Below are 22211 nucleotides of genomic sequence, written 5' to 3' on the forward strand. Positions count from 1 at the left end.
CTGCCGAATTGGGACCCTATACCTGTTTGCCACTAGAGCCGATTGATAGTACGATAGAGAGTGGATTTCAACCTTTACCACGTTTGTACAAGGAGCTTCCCATGGTGAAAAATAGTTTTCTCGCCGGCGCCTTTATTTTGGCGATGGCGGGGATTTTGTCAAAAGTAATCGGCATGTTTTACCGCATCCCCTTGCAGGAGATCGTGGGAGACAACGGCCTCGGGCTTTATCAGGAGGTTTATCCGCTCTATTTGACCTTCCTGATCTTAGCCACCGCCGGCGTCCCTGTCGCTTTGTCCCGTGTGATCGCCGAAGCGCTGGCCGAGGGAAAGCAGGGGACGGTCAGCCAAATTCTCGCCCGCAGCATGGTGCTGATGGGCGGTATCGGTCTCGTCCTGTTTGCCATTTTGTACGTGAGCTCTCCGCTGATCGCCAGGATGATGGGGAATCCGCATCTGATCGAACCGATACGGGCGATTTCCCTCTCCCTGCTGTTCGTTCCGCTTATTGCGGTTCTTCGCGGGTTCTTTTACGGTCATCAAAAGATGATGTATGTAGGCCTGTCGCAGATCGTGGAGCAGTCGTTGCGGGTGGCGTTTATTTTGATCGCGTCCTTGTATCTGGTCTCCCTGGGGGAAGACACGGATACGGTGATTACCGGCGTCAATTTCGGCACGATGATCAGTACAATGCTCAGTCTTGTTTTTCTGGCGTTGCTTTTGTGGCTGCACAAGCGCAAGCAGCCGGGAACAATCGGCGGCGATTGGAAGCGGCTGGACTGGTGGTATGACCGGAAGTTCTTCCTGTCCATGTGGCGGATCGCCTGGCCGATCTGCATCAGCGCCCTGGTCATTCCGATCTTCAGCCTGGTAGACTCCTTTTTGGCGATCAATATTTTTCGCTACGTCTGGCAGGTAGACGGATTGACGGCTGATACCTGGTTCGGCATTTACAGCCGGGGCGGTCCGCTCCTGCAGCTCGCCAGCCTGTTCGGCTCGTCCATTGCCCTTTCGATTGTTCCTGCCATCGCAGAGGCGAAGCGTCAGGGAGACGAGGAACGAGTGCAAACCTTAACCAAGCTGTCGATGCGCTTCGCCTGGCTGATCGGTTTGCCCGCTGGTCTTGGGCTGACTGCGGTTGCCGAAGGCGCCAATCTCGCTCTGTACGGAGATGTGGAAGGGACGAAGGCGATGGCGATTCTCGGGGTCAGTGCGATCCCGCTCTCGCTCCTATTGGCGACCAATGGCATCCTGCAAGGCTTGGGCAAAGAAAAGCTGCCCGCGCTGAACCTCGTCTGGGGTGTGCTGATCAAAATCGCCGCGACGCTGTTGTTTACATCAATCATGGGAATGGAAGGCCTGTCCGTTTCCTGGCTGGTGGCTACGTCGATTGTGTGCCTGCTGAATATGCGGATCATCGCCCGCTACGTTCGGGTGGAGATCAACTGGAAGATCGATGCGCTGTACCCGCTCTTGGTGTCCAATCTGATGCTGCTTTTGGCTTGGGGGACGACAGAGGCTGTCGGGTATTTGCTTCACTGGAAAGCGCGTCTTCTGGGGGCAGCAGAGACCGTGGCTGGTGTCGGCGTCGGGCTGATCGTCTACCTCGGACTTTTGCTCATTATTCCGCTCATTCACGAGAAGGAACTGGAATGGCTGCCGGGCGGCAACAAGCTCCGCATGCTGATGAACGCTCTGCGCAAGAAACAGTCCTCTTCTTCAGATGCGCGGTAGTCAAAAAGAAGGCTCTTATCCTCACGGGATAAGAGCCTTTGTTGGTACAATGAGTTTCGTTTTCACGAACACATGAGGGGCCAGCACTGTTTTCCTGTCTTTTAACCATTTCAGGCCGCAGACTCAGCGATCCTTTTTGACGACCGGAATCCAGATTTCGCTTTTAAACGTGGGAGAGGCAATGTCCTTATTTTCATTCCACAGCATTTCCGGGCCTTCCGCGAGTTCATAGCTTGCGGACGGAAACCATTCGGAATAAATGCGGCCCCAGATGCTTTGGAGGGTGTCTGGAAACGGTCCGACAGACTCGAATACAGCCCATGTGGATGCCGGTACCTCAAGCTGAGCCAGGTCATCGGGGCCGTCCAGCGTCGTTGCCGCGCCGATGTAATGATCGAGCTCCCCGTGTTCCCGCCGTCCTTCGGAAAAATTCGTCGATGCGCTGATCAGGCCCTTTGGCTCGACAGTTGAAAGCTGCTTCAATAGCTGGATCTTGCTTTCATCCAGAGCTTCCCACATGGAGGCAATTTCCGGATTCACCCCGTTGTAAATCAAGGGAACCCTTTTCTTGTACCCGACGATACGAAATGCCTCTTTTTCCACGATGCGATAATTCATACTGCTTCCTCCTTTGATTGAAATATGAAAGGTCATCGGAGGATACGCTTTGAGCGAATGGCCGCTGTTTCTCGCTTCTGACGGCGTTACGCCATGCAAGCTTTGAAAGGCTCTGGTAAACGAGTCAGGCGAGCTGTATCCGTATTTGATCGCCACATCGATGACCCTGACGTTTTTGTCTGTGAGCTCAAAAGCCGCCAAGGTAAGGCGCCGGCGTCGAATATATTCCGACAGTGTAACGCCCGCGATAAAAGCAAACATCCTCGTAAAATGGTACTGGGAGCAGCAGGCCAGCCGGGCGACTTCAGCGAAATCAATATCCTCCGTCAGATTTTCCTCAATATAACGGAGGGCAGCATTCATTTTATCAAGCCAATCCATCTTTCATGACCTCCCATGGCTTAGAGGATAGCAAAAGCTGCCGGAACCCATCCGACAATTCGTGCACAAGTTTGCAGGGGGCGAGACTAATAGGGTCAAGATGACAAACGCAAGGCCCCGTCTTATAAAAAAAGCACGCGAGAATATATCTCGCGTGTACGGGGGGAAATCCCTGCTTTTTCCACAATGTTGCCCAGCGCGGGACCTATCCCTGCTTTCTGTACACACAGACGACCATCTTGACGAAAAACTCCCGGAAAAGCGGCAGTTTCGCCAGACCCGCGGTCACTTCCCGCAGCGGTACTTCGCGCTGGTAGACAGCAGGGTGGGAGACGCCTTGCTGGATTCGCCGGAAGCGCTTGATCGTCATCTGATTGATGTAGGCGATCGTATCGCTGCCATCCGGCTTTTTGCCAAAGCGGAAAGAGATCCGGTCTTGTCCGTCCGGCAAATCGCGGACCAGCTGCTTGTATGCGTCGATCAGCGCTTGCTCGGAGAAAAAGGCATGGACCCAGGGAATGCCGATCGCATCGGACAAATGGGCACCGTAGGGATGATAGTAAGGAGGAAAATTGATGTACAGATGGCCGCCGGGCTTGAGTACGCGGAAGCACTCTTCCAGCGTGAGCTCGGGCCGGTCTACGTGCTCCATCGCATCGTTCATGATAATCGTGTCAAAGGTATTGTCTGCAAAAGGCAGCTCGGCGGAGTCGGCTGTCATGAAGCGTACGCGGTCATCCAGCCCTTTTTCGCGGGCAAAGGCATTGCCTTCTTCCGCGTAGTGGGGCACGATGTCGATACCGATCATTTCTTTTGGTCCAAAGGTACCGTAATAGCAGGTCTTTCCGCCACCGCCGCAGCCGATGTCCAGTACGGTTTTATCGCGGAACATCTGGTCCTGGGTATGGTAGTCGAGAAAAAATTGGATCGTCTGCTCCCCTTTTTGAAACTGCCATTCGGTGTAGCTCATCTGCCCGTCATTGGCGAGATTGAACGGATGGACGGGAAGATGAAATAATTTATTTAGTGAAAGCAACAGCTGAGAGGATAGGGACACGGAAAGTCCTCCTTTCGTGCATTCGGAAAAGAGCCCCGCAAAGACTGAACGTCCCGGCAGGGCCCGAATATTTATGAACGTCGCAAAGCTTTGAGCACCAGCTCGCTGCTTTTGGAAGCTTCCTGGGCGAGTATCCGGGAATGCTCTTTGATGATTTCCCTTTCCCGGTCGAGCTGCGAAATGCGCTCCTCCAGCAGGGGCAGCAGGAAGGATTCATCCAGCTGGGTAATGTGTCCGGCGCTCGGCATGCCTGCGCGTTCCACAAATCGGTCGATTTTCGGGTCGTAGGAAATACCGGTAAACGGCGTTTGCAGCATGCAGGCCAGAATCAACGAGTGCAGGCGCATGCCGACGACATAGTCACACTGTTTCAGCACGGACATGATATCGTGAAAGGTGACAGACGCGTCCAGAAGCTGTGCGCCAGCGCTACGCATCATCCCGATAATTTCGCGCGAAGGGGCGAGATCACTGGGAAAATGCATGGGCAAAAACAGCACGTTCCATCCTTTTTCAACGAACATGTCGGAAGCGCGGGCGATGACCTGTTTAAAGGCTTGCTCCTGCTTCCAGTCACGAACCGAGATCGCGACCAGCGGCTTTGTCAGGTCGGGAAATAAACCGCGAAGCAGCTCTTGCCCCCGCTCGTCGGATACATCGCTTGGCGAGATTGTCATAGCTGGATCGGCCGTTACATATATCGGAGCTTTTGTCACCCCGCAGGCTTTGAAGTCGTCGCCCGACTCGTAGTCGCGAACCGTAATTACGTCGACGCGATTCACGACCCGTTTGATCAGGGTGCGGCTGATTCTCTTGAGGATCGGGCCAAACCCCTGGGCGTAAAAAACGACCGGCTTGCCCAGCATCTTGGCGATCGTCACGATGCCCAGATAGTAGAGAACGCTGCGGGGACTCGTGACGTCCTGCATCAGGGTTCCGCCACCCATCACCAGCATGTCGCTTTTCATCAACTCGCGCATGATGACAGGCAGGCTCCAGCGGTTGTACGCCGGGATACCAAACAGGGAGGTTGTCCGATCCGGCTGATTGGACAACACGGCCAGCGATATATTCGGTTGTTCCCGCCTGAGCGCGCTGATGATGCCGTACAGGACTACATCGTCTCCGGCATTGTTGAAACCGTAATACCCGGAGATGAGTATACGCGACATGGTGTGAACCTTCTTTCTATATCAAACGTACAGGAAAAACACATTCTCAAGTATAATCGAGTAAACAAGGGGAAGTAAAGCGGCCTTAGAACATATACAGAAAACCCATCGCAAACAGGCCGATCCCCAGGATAATCAAGCCTATCATCAAGACAAGCATCGTTTTGTTTTTCCGACGGCGGTAGAAAAATTCATCAAACATCTGAATACCTCCAGAGTGGATATGAGTCCATTATTGTATCATATCATTAAACTACCGTTTCTGGCTATTTGAAGAAGACAAGCGAAGCTGAAAAACGAGGAAGGAGCAAGCTTGAAAAAATGGAATCGACATGGCATAAGTACACCCTATTGGTAGACAGAGAAATGGAAGATTTGTTTGTGGGGGAGGTTTTGGAAAGTCCGTATACGCTTGGATGGGTTGAGCCGCAAATCGAGGTCTTGACCACGGAAAACGGGTATGATTACGCGGAAAACACCAATGGCCCGGTCATCGTCTATTTATTTGAACCGATTCAAGAGAGCGCGGCCGGACAAGTGGAGAAGCTCCAAGCCTATATCAGCCGTTGGGGAGAGGCCGTGCGACTTCAGCAGGTCGAACAGGTAGCCGAAGAAAACGATTCGTGGAAGGATGAATTCCGCGAGGTGCGCGTGGGAGACTGGTGGATTGCGCCGTCCTGGAATACGGCTGAAGAGGTGCTAAAAGCGGATCGCGTCCTTTGGATCGATCCGGGGGCAGCTTTTGGAACAGGCTATCACGGGACGACACAGGATATTTTGAGATTGCTGCAAAAATGGTCCCCGTCCGGCAAACGGGTACTGGACATCGGAGCAGGCTCGGGCATCCTTTCCCTTTTCTGTGTGAAAAACGGAGCCGAAATGCCGGTCTGGGCGGTGGATATCAACCAGCAGAGCGATTATCAGATTCGCGTCAACGCAGCAAACAATCAGCTTGGAGAACACGCCGTGAAAATCGTGATCGGTGATATCGCAGACCCTGGAGTAGAGGCGGAGCTGCCGGAAGAGGTAGATCTCATTTTGCTCAATATCGGCGGGGAAGAGGACGTTTCCATCCTTCCTGTAGTGGACAGGCATCTCGCGCCTCGAGGGCATGTGATCCTCTCCGGGATCGTAGTATGGAACAGGGAAAAGGTCATTGCCGCCTATGAGCAGGCGGGCTATCGATGCATGGAAGAGTCGACCAGCGACGAGTGGGTGACTGTGATGATGGAGAAAATCGGTTAACAAACCGCCTGCGGCAAATATTCGTTCACGCTTGTAACAGGTCTGTGTCAAAATGGAGAAAGAAGGCCAGATCAACCGCAGTCGGCGGAGGAGGAGATGTCGGATGGATCAAGTAGTCATTGTGGCTGCCGGGCGTACACCTATCGGTACGTTTGGCGGTGCGCTGAAAGATGTAAGCGCTCGCAAGTTGGCGGAGACAGCCGTCAGAGGTGTCATCGACAAGGCAAGCATCGACCCGGCACTGATCAATGAAGTCATTTTCGGCAATTGTATCCAGCGCTCGGATGAGGCCAACATCGCCCGCGTGGCAGCCCTGGATGCCGGATTGGGAAAAGAAGTGACCGGATTTACGGTACAGCGCCAATGTGCGTCCGGGATGCAGGCAATCGCCAGTGGAGTGTCTCAAATCATGCTTGGCGAGGCGGAGGTCGTCATCGCAGGCGGAGTGGAGAGCATGAGCAACGCCCCGTATGTGCTGAAAAACGCCCGTTGGGGCAAGCGGCTGACACACGGAGAGATGACCGACTCCATGTGGGAGCTCCTGACCGACCCGCATCATGGCGTTTTAATGGGTGAAACAGTCGAGCGCCTGGTAGACCTTTACGGCATCACCCGGGAAGAGCAGGACGAAATCGCTCTGAGGAGCCAGCAGAACGCCATTCGCGCCATCGACGGGGGACTTTTTCAGGAGGAGATCATCCCTGTCCCGGTAAAAAAACGCGGGGAAACCGTACTCGTGGATACCGATGAGCATCCGAGACGAGAGGTGACGAGAGAAGGTCTGGCCAAGCTAAAGCCGAGCTTCCGTGAGAATGGTACGGTGACAGCGGGGAATGCATCAGGATTGAATGACGGTGCGTCCGCCGTGATCCTGATGAGTGAGCGCAGGGCAAGCGAAGCCGGACTTGCACCGCTCGGCCGCATCGTTTCCTATGCATGGGCCGGGGTGGAGCCGGATCTGATGGGTTATGGCCCTGTGCCAGCCGTCAAAAAAGCATTGGCGAAGGCAGGACTGACTCTTGCTGATATCGAGCTGATCGAGGTGAACGAAGCGTTTGCAGCACAGTATCTGGCAGTGGAAAAGCTGTTGGAGCTGCCGCGTACGATCACCAACGTAAACGGTAGCGGCATTTCCCTCGGTCATCCGGTCGGCTCCACAGGCTGCCGAATCGTTGTCACCCTCCTCCACGAGATGAAGCGCCGAGGGTCCAGGTACGGATTGGCTACCCTTTGCGTCGGTGGCGGCATGGGCATGGCGATGATTGTGGAAAGGCCATAAAAACAAGCGATTGCAGGTTTAAAAAACGAATCCCCTGTTAAAAATGGAAAGCAAGACCCCATCCAAGCGCCGCGAAGATGGGGTTTTTTCGTACACGACAGCCTGCTGGAGCCATGAACGGCCCAGTTTGCCATTTGCGTCGTTTGCAGCGGCTTTTGCCGCAACGCAATTTCCATCTGCCAATACGCGTCTGTCGACCGTTCGGGATACGTCAAAGGGGGTTCGCACATGATCACTTTCTTTTCCTTCATCCGCAAGCGCGGGAAGAAGCTTCTCCGCTACACGGTGTTCAGCCTGGCAGTTTTTCTGATCGCTTCCGTCGGATACAGCGCTTATCAGTTCAAGCAAATGACCAGAGGGTGGTATGCGCCGCTGGACACAAAACCGGGAGTAACCGTCGAACGGCCTGCTTCCGCTGTTGCCCCGCTTGAATTGCTAGCCGGGACGAAGCCGCTGAAGCCATTTGTCCTGCTCGTGATGGGGATCGACAGCCGGGACGGTGAACGGGCAAGGTCGGACACGATGATGCTGGCTGCGATTCACCCTGAAAAGCAGCGGGTCTATTTATTGTCGATCCCGCGAGACAGCTACACGGAGCTGCCGGGAAAAGGCTACGACAAGCTGAACCATGCCATGGCGTACGGAGGCCCCAAGCTGGTCGTGCAATCTTTGGAAAAGTTTCTCGACGTCAAGATCGACCGCTACGTGACCATTGACTTTGACGGCTTTCGAAAAGTGGTGGATGAGCTGGGCGGCGTGCCGATCCAGGTGAAAAAGCGAATGAAGTATACCGACCCAAGCGATGATACCCATATCGACCTTATGCCCGGCCTGCAAACGTTAAACGGCGATCAGGCGCTGGATTACGCCCGCTACCGCAAAAACGACCTGGGCAAAGAGGACAGCGACTACGAACGCATCGCCAGGCAGCAGGAGATCGTTCAGGCATTGGCGGAAAAGGGTACGTCCGCAGAAGCGTTTGCCAAGGCATTTACCCTGATGGAAATACTCGGCGAGCATGTGAAAACCGATTTGACGGAGAAAGAGATTGCTTCCCTGCTGCTCTCATACAGCGACCCGACGCCAAACGCAATCCAATCGGATACGCTGACCGGCTCCGATGAGCGGATCTGGCACAACGGCGTGCTGGGCTGGTACCACCTCGTTCCCAAGCAGGAACGGCAGCGGGTCAAACAAGCAATCCTCTCCGGGCTCGCTCCCTGACCACTGCCTAGAAGGGCGCCTGTAAAATGGAGAGAGGAGATGTATCTGATCAGTACAGAGGATACATCTCTTGTTATTTTTTCCGAGAATATGGTTGCGTTCTGTAAATTTTGTTGGAAAATTACTTATCTTTGGAATAGAATGGAGGTGGAAGAGGTTATGAATGTGGATCGTACGGGAGAGGTAAGGTCAATATGGGACTGGAGGGAATGCCCATGTCTATTGCCAAGCCTTGGATTGCTAGTTACCCGCCCGAAACCGCACCGTCACTGGAATACCCCCGTGTTCCGCTGACGTATTTTCTGGAGCAGGCGGCAGCAGATTTTCCCGAGAGAAATGCCCTTTTTTTTATGGGGAAACGGATTGCCTACCGTGAGCTGTTGACGATGTCCTACCAGTTCGCCAACGCTTTGATCAAGCGAGGCGTCAAAAAAGGAGACAGGGTGGCCATCATGCTTCCCAATTGCCCGCAGGCCGTGATTTCCTATTACGGAGCCTTATTCGCGGGGGCCACTGTCGTCATGACCAACCCGCTGTACACCGAGCGGGAGCTGATTCACCAGCTGCATGATTCAGGTGCCGAGACGATCATTGCATTGGACCTGTTGTACAAGCGCGTCGCCGGCGTAAGACCTTCCACGCCTTTAAAACGTCTGATTATTACGAGTATTGGCGACTTTTTGCCGACAGTGAAAAGATGGATATACCCATTCGTACAGAAAAAACAAGGCCACAATCCGCAAATCACCTATGGAAGCGATGTTGAGGCTTTTCTTTCTGTGTTGAAAGAAAGCGCTGTCACGCCTGTCTCTCCTGATATCGACCCGGAGCATGATCTGGCTTTGCTGCAGTACACCGGGGGAACGACAGGAGTAGCCAAAGGCGTCATGCTGACCCACAAAAATTTGATCGCCAACACGATTCAGTGCCAAGCTGTTCTGTATAAAACCAAGCGGGGAACGGAACGCATTCTGGGAGCGCTTCCCCTGTTTCACGTGTACGGGATGACAACCGTGATGAATCAAGGAATTTCAATCGCGGCAGAACTGATTCTCGTGCCGAAATTCAACGTCAAGGAGATCCTGAGCCTGATCGACAAGAAGAAGCCGACCCTTTTCCCCGGCGCCCCGACGATGTATATCGGCTTGATCAATCACCCGGATTTGCCCAAATACGATTTGAAGTCGATCGAGGCATGCGTCAGCGGCTCCGCGGCTTTGCCGGTGGAGGTGCAGACCCGGTTCGAAGAGCTGACCGGAGGAAAGCTGGTGGAAGGCTACGGATTGACAGAGGCGTCCCCTGTCACGCATTCCAATCCGATCTGGGGAAAAAGGAGGAACGGCAGCATCGGTTTGCCGTGGCCGGACACGGACTGTCGAATTATCGACCCTGCTACGGGAGAGGAGCTGCCGCAGGGAGAGATTGGCGAGCTGGCCGTCAAAGGACCGCAAGTCATGACAGGCTATTGGAACAGACCGGAGGAAACAGCGGCTGTCCTGCGCGACGGCTGGCTGTTGACGGGCGATATGGCCTATATGGACGAGGGTGGGTATTTTTATATCGTCGATCGAAAAAAAGACATGATCATCGCGGGAGGATTCAACATTTATCCTCGCGAGGTGGAGGAAGTTTTGTTTGAGCACCCGGCGATACAGGAAGCGGCCGTCATCGGAGTGCCTGATCCTTACCGCGGGGAAACGGTGAAGGCTTTTGTCGTATTCAAAGAAGGACAGCAGGTTGCCGAAAGCGAGCTGGAACAGTACTGTCGCCAGCGCTTGGCTGCCTACAAAATACCCAGGCAATACGAGGTGCGTTCCGAACTGCCAAAAACGATCGTCGGCAAGGTTCTCCGCCGTCAACTCCAGGAGGAGGACAAAGCTCGGCGAGAGCAGCATGAACAGGAAAAAACAAGCTGACAGATTGGCGGTCTTCCGTGGAGGAAGGCCATTTCTTTTGGATTGACAGAATAGGGGAACTGTCATACACTAAATATGAATGAATAGTCATTCAGTTGCAATGACTTGTCTATCAATGTGGAGGGAATCATGGCGAAAAAAACGGGGGAAAAGTATCAAGCCATCATTGATGCGGCTGTTCGCGTCATCGCTCGGCAGGGCTATCACAACGCCCAGGTATCCAGAATTGCAAAAGAGGCGAAGGTAGCGGACGGAACGATCTACCTCTACTTTGAGAACAAGGATGACATCCTCATCTCGCTCTTCAACGAGAAGATGGGAGCATTTATCGAGGAAGGCCGAGGACGCCTGGCACAGGCAGAATCCATCGAACAAAAATTGTACATCCTTGTTCACACTCATCTGAGCCAATTATCGCGCGACCAGGAGCTGGCAAAAGTGACGCAGATCGAATTGCGTCAATCCAATCAGGAAATCAGCGAGGGCATCGGTGCGGTCATGAAGCAGTATTTCGACCTGATCGAAGAGTTGATCAGAGAAGGAATCGAAAAGGGTGTATTCCGTTCCGACCTCGATGTCCGGTTGGCTCGAAAAATGATTTTTGGCACGCTGGATGAAGTGACGACGTCCTGGGTCATGAAACAATGCAAGTACGACCTGCTTTCTCATGTCGATCCCATTCATAACCTCTTCCAATTTGGCTTGAAGGGCAAATGAGAAAGAAAACGCTTTTGTTGAGATAGTCCGTTTGTTACAATGGGAATAGCAAGACTGAGCGTTCGCTCAGATAGCAGCGCCCTTCATTTTTGGGAAAAGGAAGAGGGGGAGAGAGGATGTATTCTCATTGGAATGTCCATAAGGAAGACCGGATCGCGGTCGTTTCCGTGAACCGCCCGCCGGCCAACGCTCTCAGCCACGAGACGTTGAAGGAATTGGCAGCGCTCCTGGATGAACTGGAAAATGACGCGCTCGTAAAGGCGATTGTCGTTACCGGGGAAGGCCGCTTCTTTATCGCCGGCGCTGACATTAAAGAGTTTACCGAGCTTTCGCCGGCAGATGCGGAAGAAATGGCGAAGCGCGGCCAGAAGCTGTTTGACCGTCTGGAGAGCTTTCCCAAGCCGATTATAGCGGCCATCAACGGAGCCTGCCTCGGCGGCGGCCTCGAACTGGCCATGGCTTGCCACATCAGACTGGCTGCTCCGGAAGCGAAGCTGGGTCTGCCGGAGCTGAACCTCGGACTCATCCCGGGCTACGGCGGCACGCAAAGACTGCCCCGGCTGGTGGGACGAGGAAAAGCGACACAGATGATCCTCACCTCGGAGATGATCGGCGGCGAAGAAGCGCTGCGGATCGGACTGGTGGAGGCTGTGTACCCGCTCGATGAACTGCTCGCAAAAGCAAAGGAACTGGCTGCGGTCATCGCCCAAAAGAGCTCCGTCACGATGAAGCTCGCTTTGAACGCGATTCATACAGGAATGACAGACGGTCCCGTTGCCGGTATCGAACAGGAGGCAAAGCTGTTTGGCCAAGCATTCGGGACAGAGGACATAAAAGAAGGAGTTGCCGCTTTTCTGGAAAAGCGAAAGCCGCAATTCGCCGATCGCTAGAACCTACATGGAAGGCACGGTAAAGGGATTCGTTGCCCAGCGTTTCCGGGGGGGCACCAGGATGCAGCTCGCCGCAGCAGCATACGTGAGGCAGCAGCGTCACTATGAGGGAGGTATTCTTGTGAATATTCTGGTTGTCATGAAGCAAACGTTTGATACCGAGGAAAAAATCGTGATTCAAGACGGCAAAATCCAGGATGACGGCGTGGAGTTTATCATCAATCCATACGATGAATACGCCATTGAAGAAGCGATCAAGCTGAAGGAAGAGCACGGGGGCGAAGTGACCGTCGTCTCGGTAGGTCCGGATCGCGTGGAAAAAGAACTCCGTACCGCATTGGCAATGGGAGCGGACAAAGCCATTCTGGTGGATGACGAGTCGCTGTTCGGCGACGAGTATACGACGGCGAAGGTATTGGCCGCGGTAGCTCGCAAAACCGGCTACGACCTGATCCTGGGCGGACAAATGGCGGTCGACTCGGGAGCCGGACAAGGCGGTCCACGCCTTGCGGAGGAGCTGGGCATCAACCATGTGTCCACAGCGGTCAAGCTGGAGATCAACGGCAGCTCCGTTCGCGTGGAGCGCGACGTCGAAGGGGATACGGAAGTGGTGGAGACGAGCCTCCCAGTTCTGATCACGGCACAGCAAGGGCTGAACGAGCCTCGCTATCCTTCTCTCCCAGGCATCATGAAGGCCAAGAAAAAGCCTTTGGAGCGCCTGACTGCTGACGATCTTGGCCTTTCTGCCGCAGATGTTGCGCCGAAGACACAGGTTGTCGATCAGACACTGCCGCCGAAGAAGGAAGCAGGCCGCATCCTTGCCGGCGAAATCCCGGCACAAGTGTCCGAATTGGTGCAATTGCTGCGAAATGAAGCAAAAGTAATCTAAGCGAGAGGGAGAGATTCAGATGAAAAAAGTACTGGTAGTAGCAGAAGTACGTGACGGACAATTGCGCAATGTCTCTCTGGAAGCACTCGCCGCAGCAGGGATACTTGCAGAGGGAGGAGAAGTGGTCGCTGCACTGTTCGGGCCGAATACGGCTTCACATGCCGAAGCTCTCGGACACCATGGAGCGGGCACGGTCTATGTGGTTGATCACGCCGATCTGGCACAATACACACCAGATGCTTACAGCCAGGCGCTGAAGCAGTTGATCGAGTTTGTCGGTCCTGACGCAGTCGTCCTCGGACATACGGCGATCGGCCGTGACGTGGCTCCTCGCGTTTCTGCACGCCTTGGATGGGGACTGGTTTCGGATGTTACCGCGCTCGAAGCGGGTCCAGTTTTCGTCAGGCCGATTTACGCAGGGAAGGCGTTTCAAAAGCGCCGTTTTGAAGACGGAAAAATCATGGTTACGATCCGTCCGAACAACATCGCCGCAGGTACTGCCGACACAGGCAAAACCGTGACGGTCGTGCCATTTGAAGTCGAGATCAAAGACCTTCGTTCCATCGTGCGCGAAGTCGTTCGCAAAACGAGCGGAAAGGTCGACCTTTCAGAAGCGAAGATCATCGTCTCCGGCGGCCGCGGCGTAAAGAGCGCGGATGGCTTCCAGCCGCTCAATGAGCTGGCTGACGTGCTGGGAGCGGCGGTAGGAGCGTCCCGCGGGGCCTGCGATGCCGACTATTGCGATTACTCCATGCAGATCGGCCAGACCGGAAAAGTGGTGACGCCGGACCTGTACATCGCCTGCGGCATTTCCGGTGCGATTCAGCATTTGGCGGGAATGTCCAATTCCAAAGTCATTGTCGCGATCAACAAAGATCCGGAAGCGCCAATTTTCCAAGTAGCTGATTACGGTATCGTGGGAGACCTGTTTGAGGTCGTTCCGCTGCTGACTGCAGAATTTAAAAAGGTTTTGGTGTAACCCTTGGCTTACGAACATCTGCAGCCTTGCTTCCTCTGAAGCGAGGCTGTTTTTTGCGGAGGCAGCCCAAGAAGGCGATAGGGAACGGGCGCTTCGGACAAACTATACTTTGACATGTCAGAAAGTGTCGCCGCACGTAGTCTTTTTTTACGGGGGATGGTATACTGAGTGGCGTGTGGAACCTTTTTCCGTACCGAATTTAAGGAGGTAATATTCCATGGCTATCGTTAATGCAACCGATCAGACCTTTTCCCAGGAAGTAGAGCAAGGCGGAACTGTCCTGGTTGACTTCTGGGCTCCTTGGTGCGGCCCTTGCAAAATGATCGCACCTGTATTGGAGCAAATCGACAGCGAAGTAGGCAGCAAGCTCAAAATCGTGAAAGTAAACGTCGATGACAATCCGGAGTCTGCAGGCCGTTTTGGCGTCATGTCCATCCCTACCCTGATCGTATTCAAAGACGGTCAACCGGTAGATAAAGTGATCGGTTTCCAACCGAAGGAAGCCCTCATGGGAACTGTCGGCAAACACCTGTAAGCCTTGCAATACGGTCTATAAAAAGCAGCATTCGCCAATGGCGGGTGCTGCTTTTTTCGGCTTGGCCAAGGATGGATACGGTGCTTTTTCAAACGGATGGGGAGAGATTCCGTCGAGTTTTCACTGAAAACATGGTAACATGGAAGGACAACGTATGTTCCCTCAATCTGCTTTTTTCAGATGTGTGCGGGGGAATTCGGTGCGCATTTCAAATTTGAGCCAGTCACCTCGATGTACCGAGATTGCCATACATGGTTTTCCTGCAAAATCTTTTATGAAAGAAACGTGTGACAAATGAGCGGGAGGAGGAACTCAGGTGAAAATGACAAAGTTTCCACGTGAACAGAGAGAGCATGTGATCAACCAGGTTCAGTTGTATTTTCAGGATGAGCGGGGAGAAGAGCTGGGGCGTCTGGCCGCAGAGCAGATGCTTGATTTTTTTGTGAAAACCCTGGGTCCTGTCGTTTACAATCAGGCGGTTGAGGATTGCCGCAAGCTGATGCTGGAGCGGATGAGCGCTCTGGAGGATGATTTTTATACACTGGAACAACCGCTTGCCCAGCACCGCAGAAGCGGTCTATGAGAGTAGAGAGTACATGAAAGGGAGGGAGCAGCCGTGAACAGCTCCTTGAAAGACAAGCTGGCAGTCCTGCCGGATAAGCCGGGCTGCTACCTGATGAAGAACGAAGAGGGCGAAATTATTTACGTGGGCAAGGCCAAAGTGCTGAAAAACCGCGTTCGCTCCTATTTTACCGGAAGCCATGACGGCAAGACGCAGCTGTTGGTCAGCGAGATTGCCGATTTTGAATACATCGTCGTCTCTTCAGCGATCGAAGCGCTCATCCTGGAGTGCAATCTGATCAAAAAGCACAATCCGCGCTACAATGTCAAACTGATGGACGACAAGACGTACCCCTACATCAAGATCACCAACGAAGCGCAGCCGCGGCTGGAGATTACCCGCAAAGTGCTGAAGGACAAGGCACGTTACTTCGGTCCGTACGCGAACGCGGGCGCGGCTTCCGAGGTGAAAAAGCTGCTGGATCGACTCTACCCGCTGCGCAAGTGCAAAACGATGCCGAAGCAGGTCTGTCTCTACTACCATTTGGGACAATGTCTGGCGCCTTGTGTGTACGAGGTAGAGGCGGCGGAGAATCAGCGGCTGGTCGAGGAGATTGCCCGTTTTCTCGACGGCGGCCACGAGGAAATGAAAAAGCAGTTGACGGAGAAAATGCAGCAGGCGGCGGAGAATATGGAGTTTGAACGGGCCAAGGAGTACCGTGACCAGATCCGCAGCATCGAGGCGGTCATGGAGAAGCAAAAGGTGACCTTCACCGATACGGTCGACCGCGACATCATCGGATTTTCTGTAGAGAAAGGCTGGATGTGCGTCCAGGTTTTCTATATGAGGCAAGGCAAAATGATTGAGCGGGATACGACCTCTTTTCCTTACTACGGCGGCGAAAAAGAGGATTTCATGTCCTACGTCAGCCAGTTTTACTTTGACAAGCAGAATGCCCTCCCCCGGGAAATCCTGCTGCCGGAGGAAAGCGATCCGGAGCTGCTCGCCGAGTGGCTGGGCGTGAAGGTGCATGCGCCGAAGCGCGGCAAAAAGCGGGAGCTGGTGCAGATGGCCAGCGAGAATGCCCGCATCGCCCTGCAGGAGAAATTTGCGCTCATGTCCAAGGACGATGCCCGGACGATTCAGGCTGTGCACAATCTGGGCCATATTCTCGGGATCGGAACCCCGCACCGGATCGAAGCGTTTGACAACTCCAACATTCAGGGGACAGAGCCGGTCTCTGCGATGGTCGTGTTTACGGATGGACGCCCGGACAAAAAAGAGTACCGGAAATTCAAGATCAAAAGCGTCGAGGGGCCGGATGATTACGGCTCGATGCGCGAGGTAGTCCGGCGCCGGTACACGCGCCTGCTGAAGGAAAACCAGACGCTGCCCGACCTGATCGTAATCGACGGAGGCAAAGGACAGATCAGCGCTGCGATGGATGTGCTGGAAAATGAATTGGGGCTCTACATCCCGGTATGCGGTCTGGCCAAGGATGAAAAGCACAAGACTGCCCAGCTCCTCTACGGGAATCCGCCCGAGCCGGTCGAGCTGAAGCGGGACAGCTATGAGTTTTACCTGCTCCAGCGCGTGCAGGATGAGGTCCACCGATTTGCGATTACGTTTCACCGGCAGGCCCGGACAAAGACGATGCTCTCTTCCCAGTTGGACGACATTCCCGGCATCGGCGAAAAACGGCGCAAGCTTCTGTTCCAGCATTTTGGTTCGCTGAAAAAGATGAAAGAGGCGACTGTCGAGGATTTCAGGCAGCTCGGGATTGGCGACAAGCTGGCCCGGGAGATTATCGCCCATCTCAGGAAGATGTGAGCTGAGAAATTGTTCAAAATAATATTTGAACCGGTGCCTTTTGCGTGATATAATCCCTTTCAAACAGAATATGTAACCTCACTTCCCTTTATTGGAGTGAGGTAGAGGCGCGAAAACCATGAGTACCACCCTGAGATCGGGATCGTTGACGGGTAGCGGAAAGGGGGATTCGCCGAAGTACGGAGGGAAGACCCGCTTCCTTGCGTGCTGGGCCTGTGTTGAACAAATACAGGACTGTCATCCGAGCAATACCCCATTGCCGGATGGAGAGCTATCTCACGAGTCTGCTGCGTGTAGATGACAGGGGCTGTACTGTCATGCTTTGTGCCAGCGGCTTGCGTGGTCCAGGGAAGGAGGAACCGATATTGTCTATTACGTAGGCAACGGCAGGTATTTTCCTTGTCGTTGCCTTTTTTGATAAGGAAAAGACTCATGCAACGTTTCGTTTCGACAGAGAATATCCATAGAGACATTGGTCTATTCAAGGAAAAGGGAGAGAAGCCGCATGGGGTTGATCGTGCAGAAATACGGAGGGACCTCCGTTGGTAGCATTGAACGCATTTTTCGAGTAGCAGACCGGATTATTGAATATAAAAAAGCGGGCCATGATATGGTCATTGTCGTATCCGCGATGGGCAAGTCGACAGATGTGCTGGTGGATATGGCCAAACAAATTTCCGCCTACCCTTCGGAGCGCGAGATGGATATGCTCTTGGCGACAGGTGAACAGGTCTCCATCGCACTTTTGTCCATGGCTCTGCATCAGCGCGGCTATGACGCCATTTCTCTCACCGGCTGGCAGGCTGGTGTCACAACAGAAGCGATCCACAGCAAAGCGCGGATCACGGAAATCAAAACCGAGCGGATTCAAAAGGAACTGGCCCGGGGACGTGTCGTCATTGTGGCAGGGTTTCAAGGGGTCAGTGCCGAAGGAGAAATAACCACATTGGGACGAGGCGGTTCCGATACTTCTGCCGTAGCGCTTGCAGCCGGCCTGAATGCCGACAGATGCGAGATCTTTACGGATGTGGCCGGCGTGTATACGGCCGATCCGCGGGTCGTTCCGTCCGCGCAAAAGCTGGACAGTATCTCATATGACGAAATGCTGGAGCTGGCCAATCTGGGGGCCGGTGTTCTTCACCCGCGCTCTGTGGAAGCGGCCAAAACATACAAAGTGCGGCTCGTCGTCCGATCCAGTTTTACGGCTGAAGAAGGTACGTACGTAGAGGAGGTTGCCAATATGGAAACAGGAAGAGTAGTAAGCGGCGTGGCACATGATGAAGATGTGGCAAAACTGACGGTCGTGGGCATGCCTGCGCGAGTGGGAACCCTGTCCCGCCTCTTCAATACGCTGGCTGACAACCAGGTAAACGTAGACATCATTATCCAAAGCTCCTATGATGCGGACGTGACGAACATCTCGTTCACGGTGGCTGCCAGCGACCTGCCAAAAGCGCTGGAAACCCTCTCCTCCAATCAGGCAGAGCTTGGCTTTGAAAAAGTCGATCATGAAGAGGGCCTGACCAAGGTATCGATCGTCGGTGCCGGCATGGTGAACAATCCGGGGGTTGCCGCCGAGATGTTCCGCGTCTTGGCCGAGCAGGACATCACGATCAAAATGGTATCCACCTCCGACATCAAGGTTTCTTGCGTGATTCCCGCAGAACTTACGGAACTGGCAGTTCGCAGCTTGCATACGGCCTACGGCTTGGACGTAAGCGAAGAAGCCGTGGTGCACAGTTTGTAAGCACAACCACATACAAGAGTCGCCTCCCCCCTTTTCGTTGAAGAGGGGGGTTAAATATGACCGTCTGGCTGTTCATTGCAGCGAGGCGCATTTGATTCCATTTTCCTGTTTCTTCTATATAAATATAGGGAAGCTGATCCGGGACTTTTGTTCAGGTGATGGCACCAGAAGAATCACGCATTCAAACAGCCAAAGAGATCAAGACGCTCCCCTTCTCGGCCAGCTCCATTCGCACCTCCGGCTCCCTGCCCTGCCACCTGTTGACGGCTCCGGCAATGATTCCGCATTCCAGGGCCAGAGAGCGCAAAATTCGTTCAGGCGGCATGTATGAAAAAATCGTGTGCGTCAATCGATATCGATAATGACGCTCTCCCTCCTCCAGGACATCCAGCTTGCCGAGGCCCAGCCTGATAAAAGGCATGACGAGGCCCGCTGCGGACTGGATCGGAATCTGACGGCCAATGTCTTTTCCCAGCCAGTGGAGAATGGCTTGCTCGCTTTCTCCCAAAAGAGTGCTTGTCAGTTTTTCGCGAAGCAGATGATAGCCCAGGTAGGGCATGTGAATGCGTTCGATGTCGGTAATGACACGGGAGGGGAGCAGTGCCCCGAGTTGTTCCTGTTCTTTCACCGGGATGCCTCCTTTTCTAGCACAGGCGGCCGGTGCTTGTCCCTTTTTGCAAAGGTTTTGTACCGAGGCCTGCGAGAGAATGCGGTCTGGTTTGTTACTTGATATAGTAGTATGAGAAAGAGAAGCGGGATATGACAGATTCATAGAAAATAGCAAATTTTTTTAGTCCATTCTAAAAATAGAATTAGTCTATTCATTGTCTTGACGCTCTATAAAGACAGGAGTACAATTGGTTTTGGTCAACGTTTTGCCCAACTTTTTTCCGTATTCCGACACAATTTGCCACGCCCAGGGAGAAAGTCGCCCTTCGATTATGTGTAACCATGGTGGCAATGGGTTAGGATAGTGGAGAAAAGCTCTATGAAAAGGACGCGACATATAATTGAAAGGGGGACCACTGTATGGCAAAAGGCCATAGCTTTTTGAGTCACAGGCTTCACTCATTACTCGGTTTGTTCCCAGTCGGGCTGTTTCTCTTGTTCCACTTGACAGCGAACTATCAGGCAACCCGAGGACCGGAAGCGTTCAATGAGGTCGTAGGATTGATTGAACATGTTCCGTTTTTGATTGTCTTGGAATTTGTCTTTATCTACATTCCCATCCTGTTCCACGCTGTGTATGGGATCTACATTGCTTTCCAAGCAAAGCACAACGTCGGCAGCTTCAGTCAATTCCGGAACCAGATGTTCCTGTGGCAGCGCCTGACAGGTATTATCACGCTCATCTTTATCGCATGGCACGTATTTGAGACACGTATTCCAAAAGCGATGGGTGCCGAAGTCAACTATGACATGATGGCCAATATCCTGAGCAGTCCTGTAATGATCATTTTCTACGCAATCGGGATTCTCAGCACCGTGTTCCACTTTTCCAACGGTATCTGGTCTTTCCTCGTTCACTGGGGAATCACTGTCGGCCCGCGTTCCCAACGCATTGCCACTTACGTAACCATGGGTATTTTCGTTATCGTTTCGTTCATCGGCTTAAGCGCGATGGCAGCGTTCATTCAATAGGGATAGGGGGACTCATACATGGCAAAAGGTAAACTGATCATTGTCGGTGGTGGCTTGGCCGGCTTGATGGCTACCATTAAAGCAGCAGAAAAAGGCGTTCCCGTCGAATTGTTCTCCCTGGTTCCGGTAAAGCGATCCCACTCCGTATGTGCGCAGGGCGGTATCAACGGTGCCGTTAATACAAAAGGGGAAGGCGACTCCACCTGGGAACACTTTGATGACACCGTATACGGGGGAGACTTCCTGGCCAACCAGCCGCCTGTAAAAGCAATGTGTGACGCCGCTCCCGGCATCATCTACATGCTGGACCGGATGGGCGTCATGTTCAACCGTACACCAGAAGGACTTCTGGACTTCCGCCGTTTCGGGGGAACCAAGCATCACCGTACCGCTTTTGCTGGTGCGACAACCGGTCAGCAGCTCCTGTACGCTCTGGACGAGCAAGTTCGCCGTTTTGAAGCGGAAGGTCTTGTGACCAAGTACGAATATTGGGATTTCCTCGGTGTCGTGTTGGATGAGAAAGGCACCTGTAAGGGGATTACGGCACAAAACCTGCGCTCTGCAGAAATTCGCTCTTTCCGCGCAGATGCCGTCATTATGGCTACCGGTGGACCTGGTATCATCTTCGGTAAATCCACCAACTCCATCATCAATACGGGTACAGCAGCGTCTGCGGCTTATCAGCAGGGCGTCATTTACGCGAACGGCGAAATGATCCAAATTCACCCGACTGCGATTCCTGGCGACGACAAGCTGCGCCTGATGTCTGAATCCGCTCGTGGTGAGGGTGGCCGCGTCTGGACATACAAAGACGGAAAACCGTGGTACTTCCTTGAGGAAAAATACCCGGCGTACGGAAACCTCGTTCCGCGCGACATTGCGACCCGCGAAATCTTCCACGTCTGTGTAGACATGAAGCTGGGTATCAATGGCGAGAACATGGTATATCTGGACCTGTCTCACAAAGACCCGAAAGAGCTCGACGTAAAACTGGGCGGAATCATTGAGATCTACGAGAAGTTTGTCGGGGATGACCCGCGCAAAGTTCCGATGAAAATCTTCCCGGCTGTTCACTACTCGATGGGCGGCATGTGGGTAGACTACAACCAAATGACCAATATTCCTGGTCTGTTTGCTGCAGGTGAGTGCGATTACTCCCAGCACGGTGCAAACCGTTTGGGTGCGAACTCGCTTCTGTCCGCGATCTTTGGCGGAATGGTGGCTGGTCCGAAAGCGATCGAGTACATCAACGGTCTGGATGAGTCTGCCGACGATCTGTCTTCTGCGATCTTCGACAGCTATACCAAGCAAAACCAAGAGAAGTACGACAACATCCTCAAGATGGACGGCACTGAAAACGCATACCTCCTCCACAAGGAACTGGGTGAGTGGATGACCGATAACGTAACGGTAGTGCGCTACAATGACCGTCTGCAAAAAACGGATGAAAAAATTCAGGAACTGATGGAGCGCTACAAGAAGATCAACATCAACGATACGAGCAAATGGAGCAACTCCGGCGCATCCTTCACTCGTCACCTGTGGAACATGCTTGTGCTCGCCCGCGTGATCACGCTCGGCGCATTGAACCGCAACGAGAGCCGCGGCGCTCACTACAAGCCTGAATTCCCAGAGCGCGACGACGAGAACTTCATGAAAACAACGATGGCCAAGTACAATCCGGAGACGACTGCACCGGAAATTTACTACGAAGACGTGGATGTTTCCCTGATTCCGCCGCGTAAACGTGACTATACGTCTGACAAGAAGAAGAAGTAAGAGGGGAGGGAACTGAT

19 protein-coding genes and 1 riboswitch are annotated in these 22211 nt (G+C 53.4%); of the genes, 15 read left to right on the top strand and 4 right to left on the bottom strand.

Annotated elements, in window-relative coordinates; all coding sequences use genetic code 11:
* Positions 1-101 precede the first annotated feature (101 nt).
* Positions 102-1733: a putative polysaccharide biosynthesis protein gene (locus EDM54_RS09620; protein WP_024984384.1), complete on the top strand. Its 1632-nt coding sequence runs from the start codon at positions 102-104 to the stop codon at positions 1731-1733.
* A gap of 123 nt (positions 1734-1856) precedes the next feature.
* Here EDM54_RS09620 and EDM54_RS09625 read toward each other — a convergent pair whose 3' ends face one another.
* The 3 genes from EDM54_RS09625 to csaB all read right to left on the bottom strand — a co-directional run bounded on the left by EDM54_RS09625 (position 1857) and on the right by csaB (position 4961).
* On the bottom strand, positions 1857-2732 hold the full coding sequence (locus EDM54_RS09625) for an AraC family transcriptional regulator (protein ID WP_031932320.1): 876 nt from the start codon (positions 2730-2732) through the stop codon (positions 1857-1859).
* Between the two features lie 205 nt (positions 2733-2937).
* The gene (locus tag EDM54_RS09630; protein WP_122958125.1) at positions 2938-3789 is read right to left on the bottom strand and encodes a class I SAM-dependent methyltransferase; all 852 of its coding nucleotides are present in this window, start codon (positions 3787-3789) and stop codon (positions 2938-2940) included.
* A gap of 71 nt (positions 3790-3860) precedes the next feature.
* On the bottom strand, positions 3861-4961 hold the full coding sequence (gene csaB / locus EDM54_RS09635) for a polysaccharide pyruvyl transferase CsaB (RefSeq protein WP_122958126.1): 1101 nt from the start codon (positions 4959-4961) through the stop codon (positions 3861-3863).
* Between the two features lie 321 nt (positions 4962-5282).
* On the opposite strand from csaB, the gene EDM54_RS09640 reads away from it, so the two are divergent.
* The 12 genes from EDM54_RS09640 (at position 5283) to EDM54_RS09700 (ending at position 18774) form a co-directional block, all read left to right on the top strand.
* Positions 5283-6206 (top strand): 50S ribosomal protein L11 methyltransferase, encoded by a 924-nt coding sequence (locus EDM54_RS09640; RefSeq protein WP_122958127.1) that lies wholly within the window; start codon positions 5283-5285, stop codon positions 6204-6206.
* Positions 6207-6309: 103 nt separating this feature from the next.
* The gene (locus EDM54_RS09645; RefSeq protein WP_024984379.1) at positions 6310-7485 is read left to right on the top strand and encodes a thiolase family protein; all 1176 of its coding nucleotides are present in this window, start codon (positions 6310-6312) and stop codon (positions 7483-7485) included.
* Positions 7486-7713: 228 nt separating this feature from the next.
* On the top strand, positions 7714-8709 hold the full coding sequence (locus EDM54_RS09655) for an LCP family protein (RefSeq protein ID WP_194247117.1): 996 nt from the start codon (positions 7714-7716) through the stop codon (positions 8707-8709).
* Positions 8710-8924: 215 nt separating this feature from the next.
* Positions 8925-10625, top strand: coding sequence for an AMP-binding protein (locus EDM54_RS09660; RefSeq protein WP_024984376.1), 1701 nt, complete (start codon positions 8925-8927; stop codon positions 10623-10625).
* 129 nt (positions 10626-10754) lie between these two features.
* Positions 10755-11342 carry a fatty acid metabolism transcriptional regulator FadR gene (gene fadR, locus EDM54_RS09665; RefSeq protein ID WP_024984375.1) on the top strand — a complete coding sequence of 196 codons (588 nt, stop codon included), beginning with the start codon at positions 10755-10757 and terminating at the stop codon, positions 11340-11342.
* A 116-nt stretch (positions 11343-11458) separates the two neighbouring features.
* A complete protein-coding gene (locus EDM54_RS09670) occupies positions 11459-12232 on the top strand; it encodes an enoyl-CoA hydratase (RefSeq protein ID WP_039069955.1) in 774 nt (257 codons plus the stop codon).
* A gap of 121 nt (positions 12233-12353) precedes the next feature.
* A complete protein-coding gene (locus EDM54_RS09675) occupies positions 12354-13121 on the top strand; it encodes an electron transfer flavoprotein subunit beta/FixA family protein (RefSeq protein WP_003387754.1) in 768 nt (255 codons plus the stop codon).
* Positions 13122-13140: 19 nt separating this feature from the next.
* Positions 13141-14100 (top strand): electron transfer flavoprotein subunit alpha/FixB family protein, encoded by a 960-nt coding sequence (locus tag EDM54_RS09680; protein WP_122958128.1) that lies wholly within the window; start codon positions 13141-13143, stop codon positions 14098-14100.
* Positions 14101-14317: 217 nt separating this feature from the next.
* Complete coding sequence (gene trxA / locus EDM54_RS09685) at positions 14318-14635, top strand: thioredoxin (protein WP_003387752.1); 318 nt, start codon at positions 14318-14320, stop codon at positions 14633-14635.
* 322 nt (positions 14636-14957) lie between these two features.
* Positions 14958-15218, top strand: a complete 261-nt coding sequence (locus EDM54_RS09690; RefSeq protein WP_285844057.1) for a DUF2164 domain-containing protein — start codon at positions 14958-14960, stop codon at positions 15216-15218.
* 33 nt (positions 15219-15251) lie between these two features.
* The gene (gene uvrC, locus EDM54_RS09695) at positions 15252-17027 is read left to right on the top strand and encodes an excinuclease ABC subunit UvrC (protein ID WP_003387750.1); all 1776 of its coding nucleotides are present in this window, start codon (positions 15252-15254) and stop codon (positions 17025-17027) included.
* Between the two features lie 94 nt (positions 17028-17121).
* Positions 17122-17309: riboswitch (Lysine riboswitch) on the top strand.
* A gap of 223 nt (positions 17310-17532) precedes the next feature.
* Positions 17533-18774, top strand: a complete 1242-nt coding sequence (locus EDM54_RS09700) for an aspartate kinase (RefSeq protein ID WP_003387749.1) — start codon at positions 17533-17535, stop codon at positions 18772-18774.
* A gap of 181 nt (positions 18775-18955) precedes the next feature.
* Here EDM54_RS09700 and EDM54_RS09705 read toward each other — a convergent pair whose 3' ends face one another.
* The gene (locus EDM54_RS09705) at positions 18956-19402 is read right to left on the bottom strand and encodes a DUF2507 domain-containing protein (protein WP_003387748.1); all 447 of its coding nucleotides are present in this window, start codon (positions 19400-19402) and stop codon (positions 18956-18958) included.
* A 401-nt stretch (positions 19403-19803) separates the two neighbouring features.
* On the opposite strand from EDM54_RS09705, the gene EDM54_RS09710 reads away from it, so the two are divergent.
* The gene (locus EDM54_RS09710) at positions 19804-20415 is read left to right on the top strand and encodes a succinate dehydrogenase cytochrome b558 subunit (protein ID WP_003387747.1); all 612 of its coding nucleotides are present in this window, start codon (positions 19804-19806) and stop codon (positions 20413-20415) included.
* 18 nt (positions 20416-20433) lie between these two features.
* The gene (gene sdhA / locus EDM54_RS09715) at positions 20434-22194 is read left to right on the top strand and encodes a succinate dehydrogenase flavoprotein subunit (RefSeq protein ID WP_003387746.1); all 1761 of its coding nucleotides are present in this window, start codon (positions 20434-20436) and stop codon (positions 22192-22194) included.
* Positions 22195-22211: the final 17 nt, after the last annotated feature.

The organism is Brevibacillus borstelensis (assembly GCF_003710865.1).
Taxonomy (GTDB): domain Bacteria; phylum Bacillota; class Bacilli; order Brevibacillales; family Brevibacillaceae; genus Brevibacillus; species Brevibacillus borstelensis.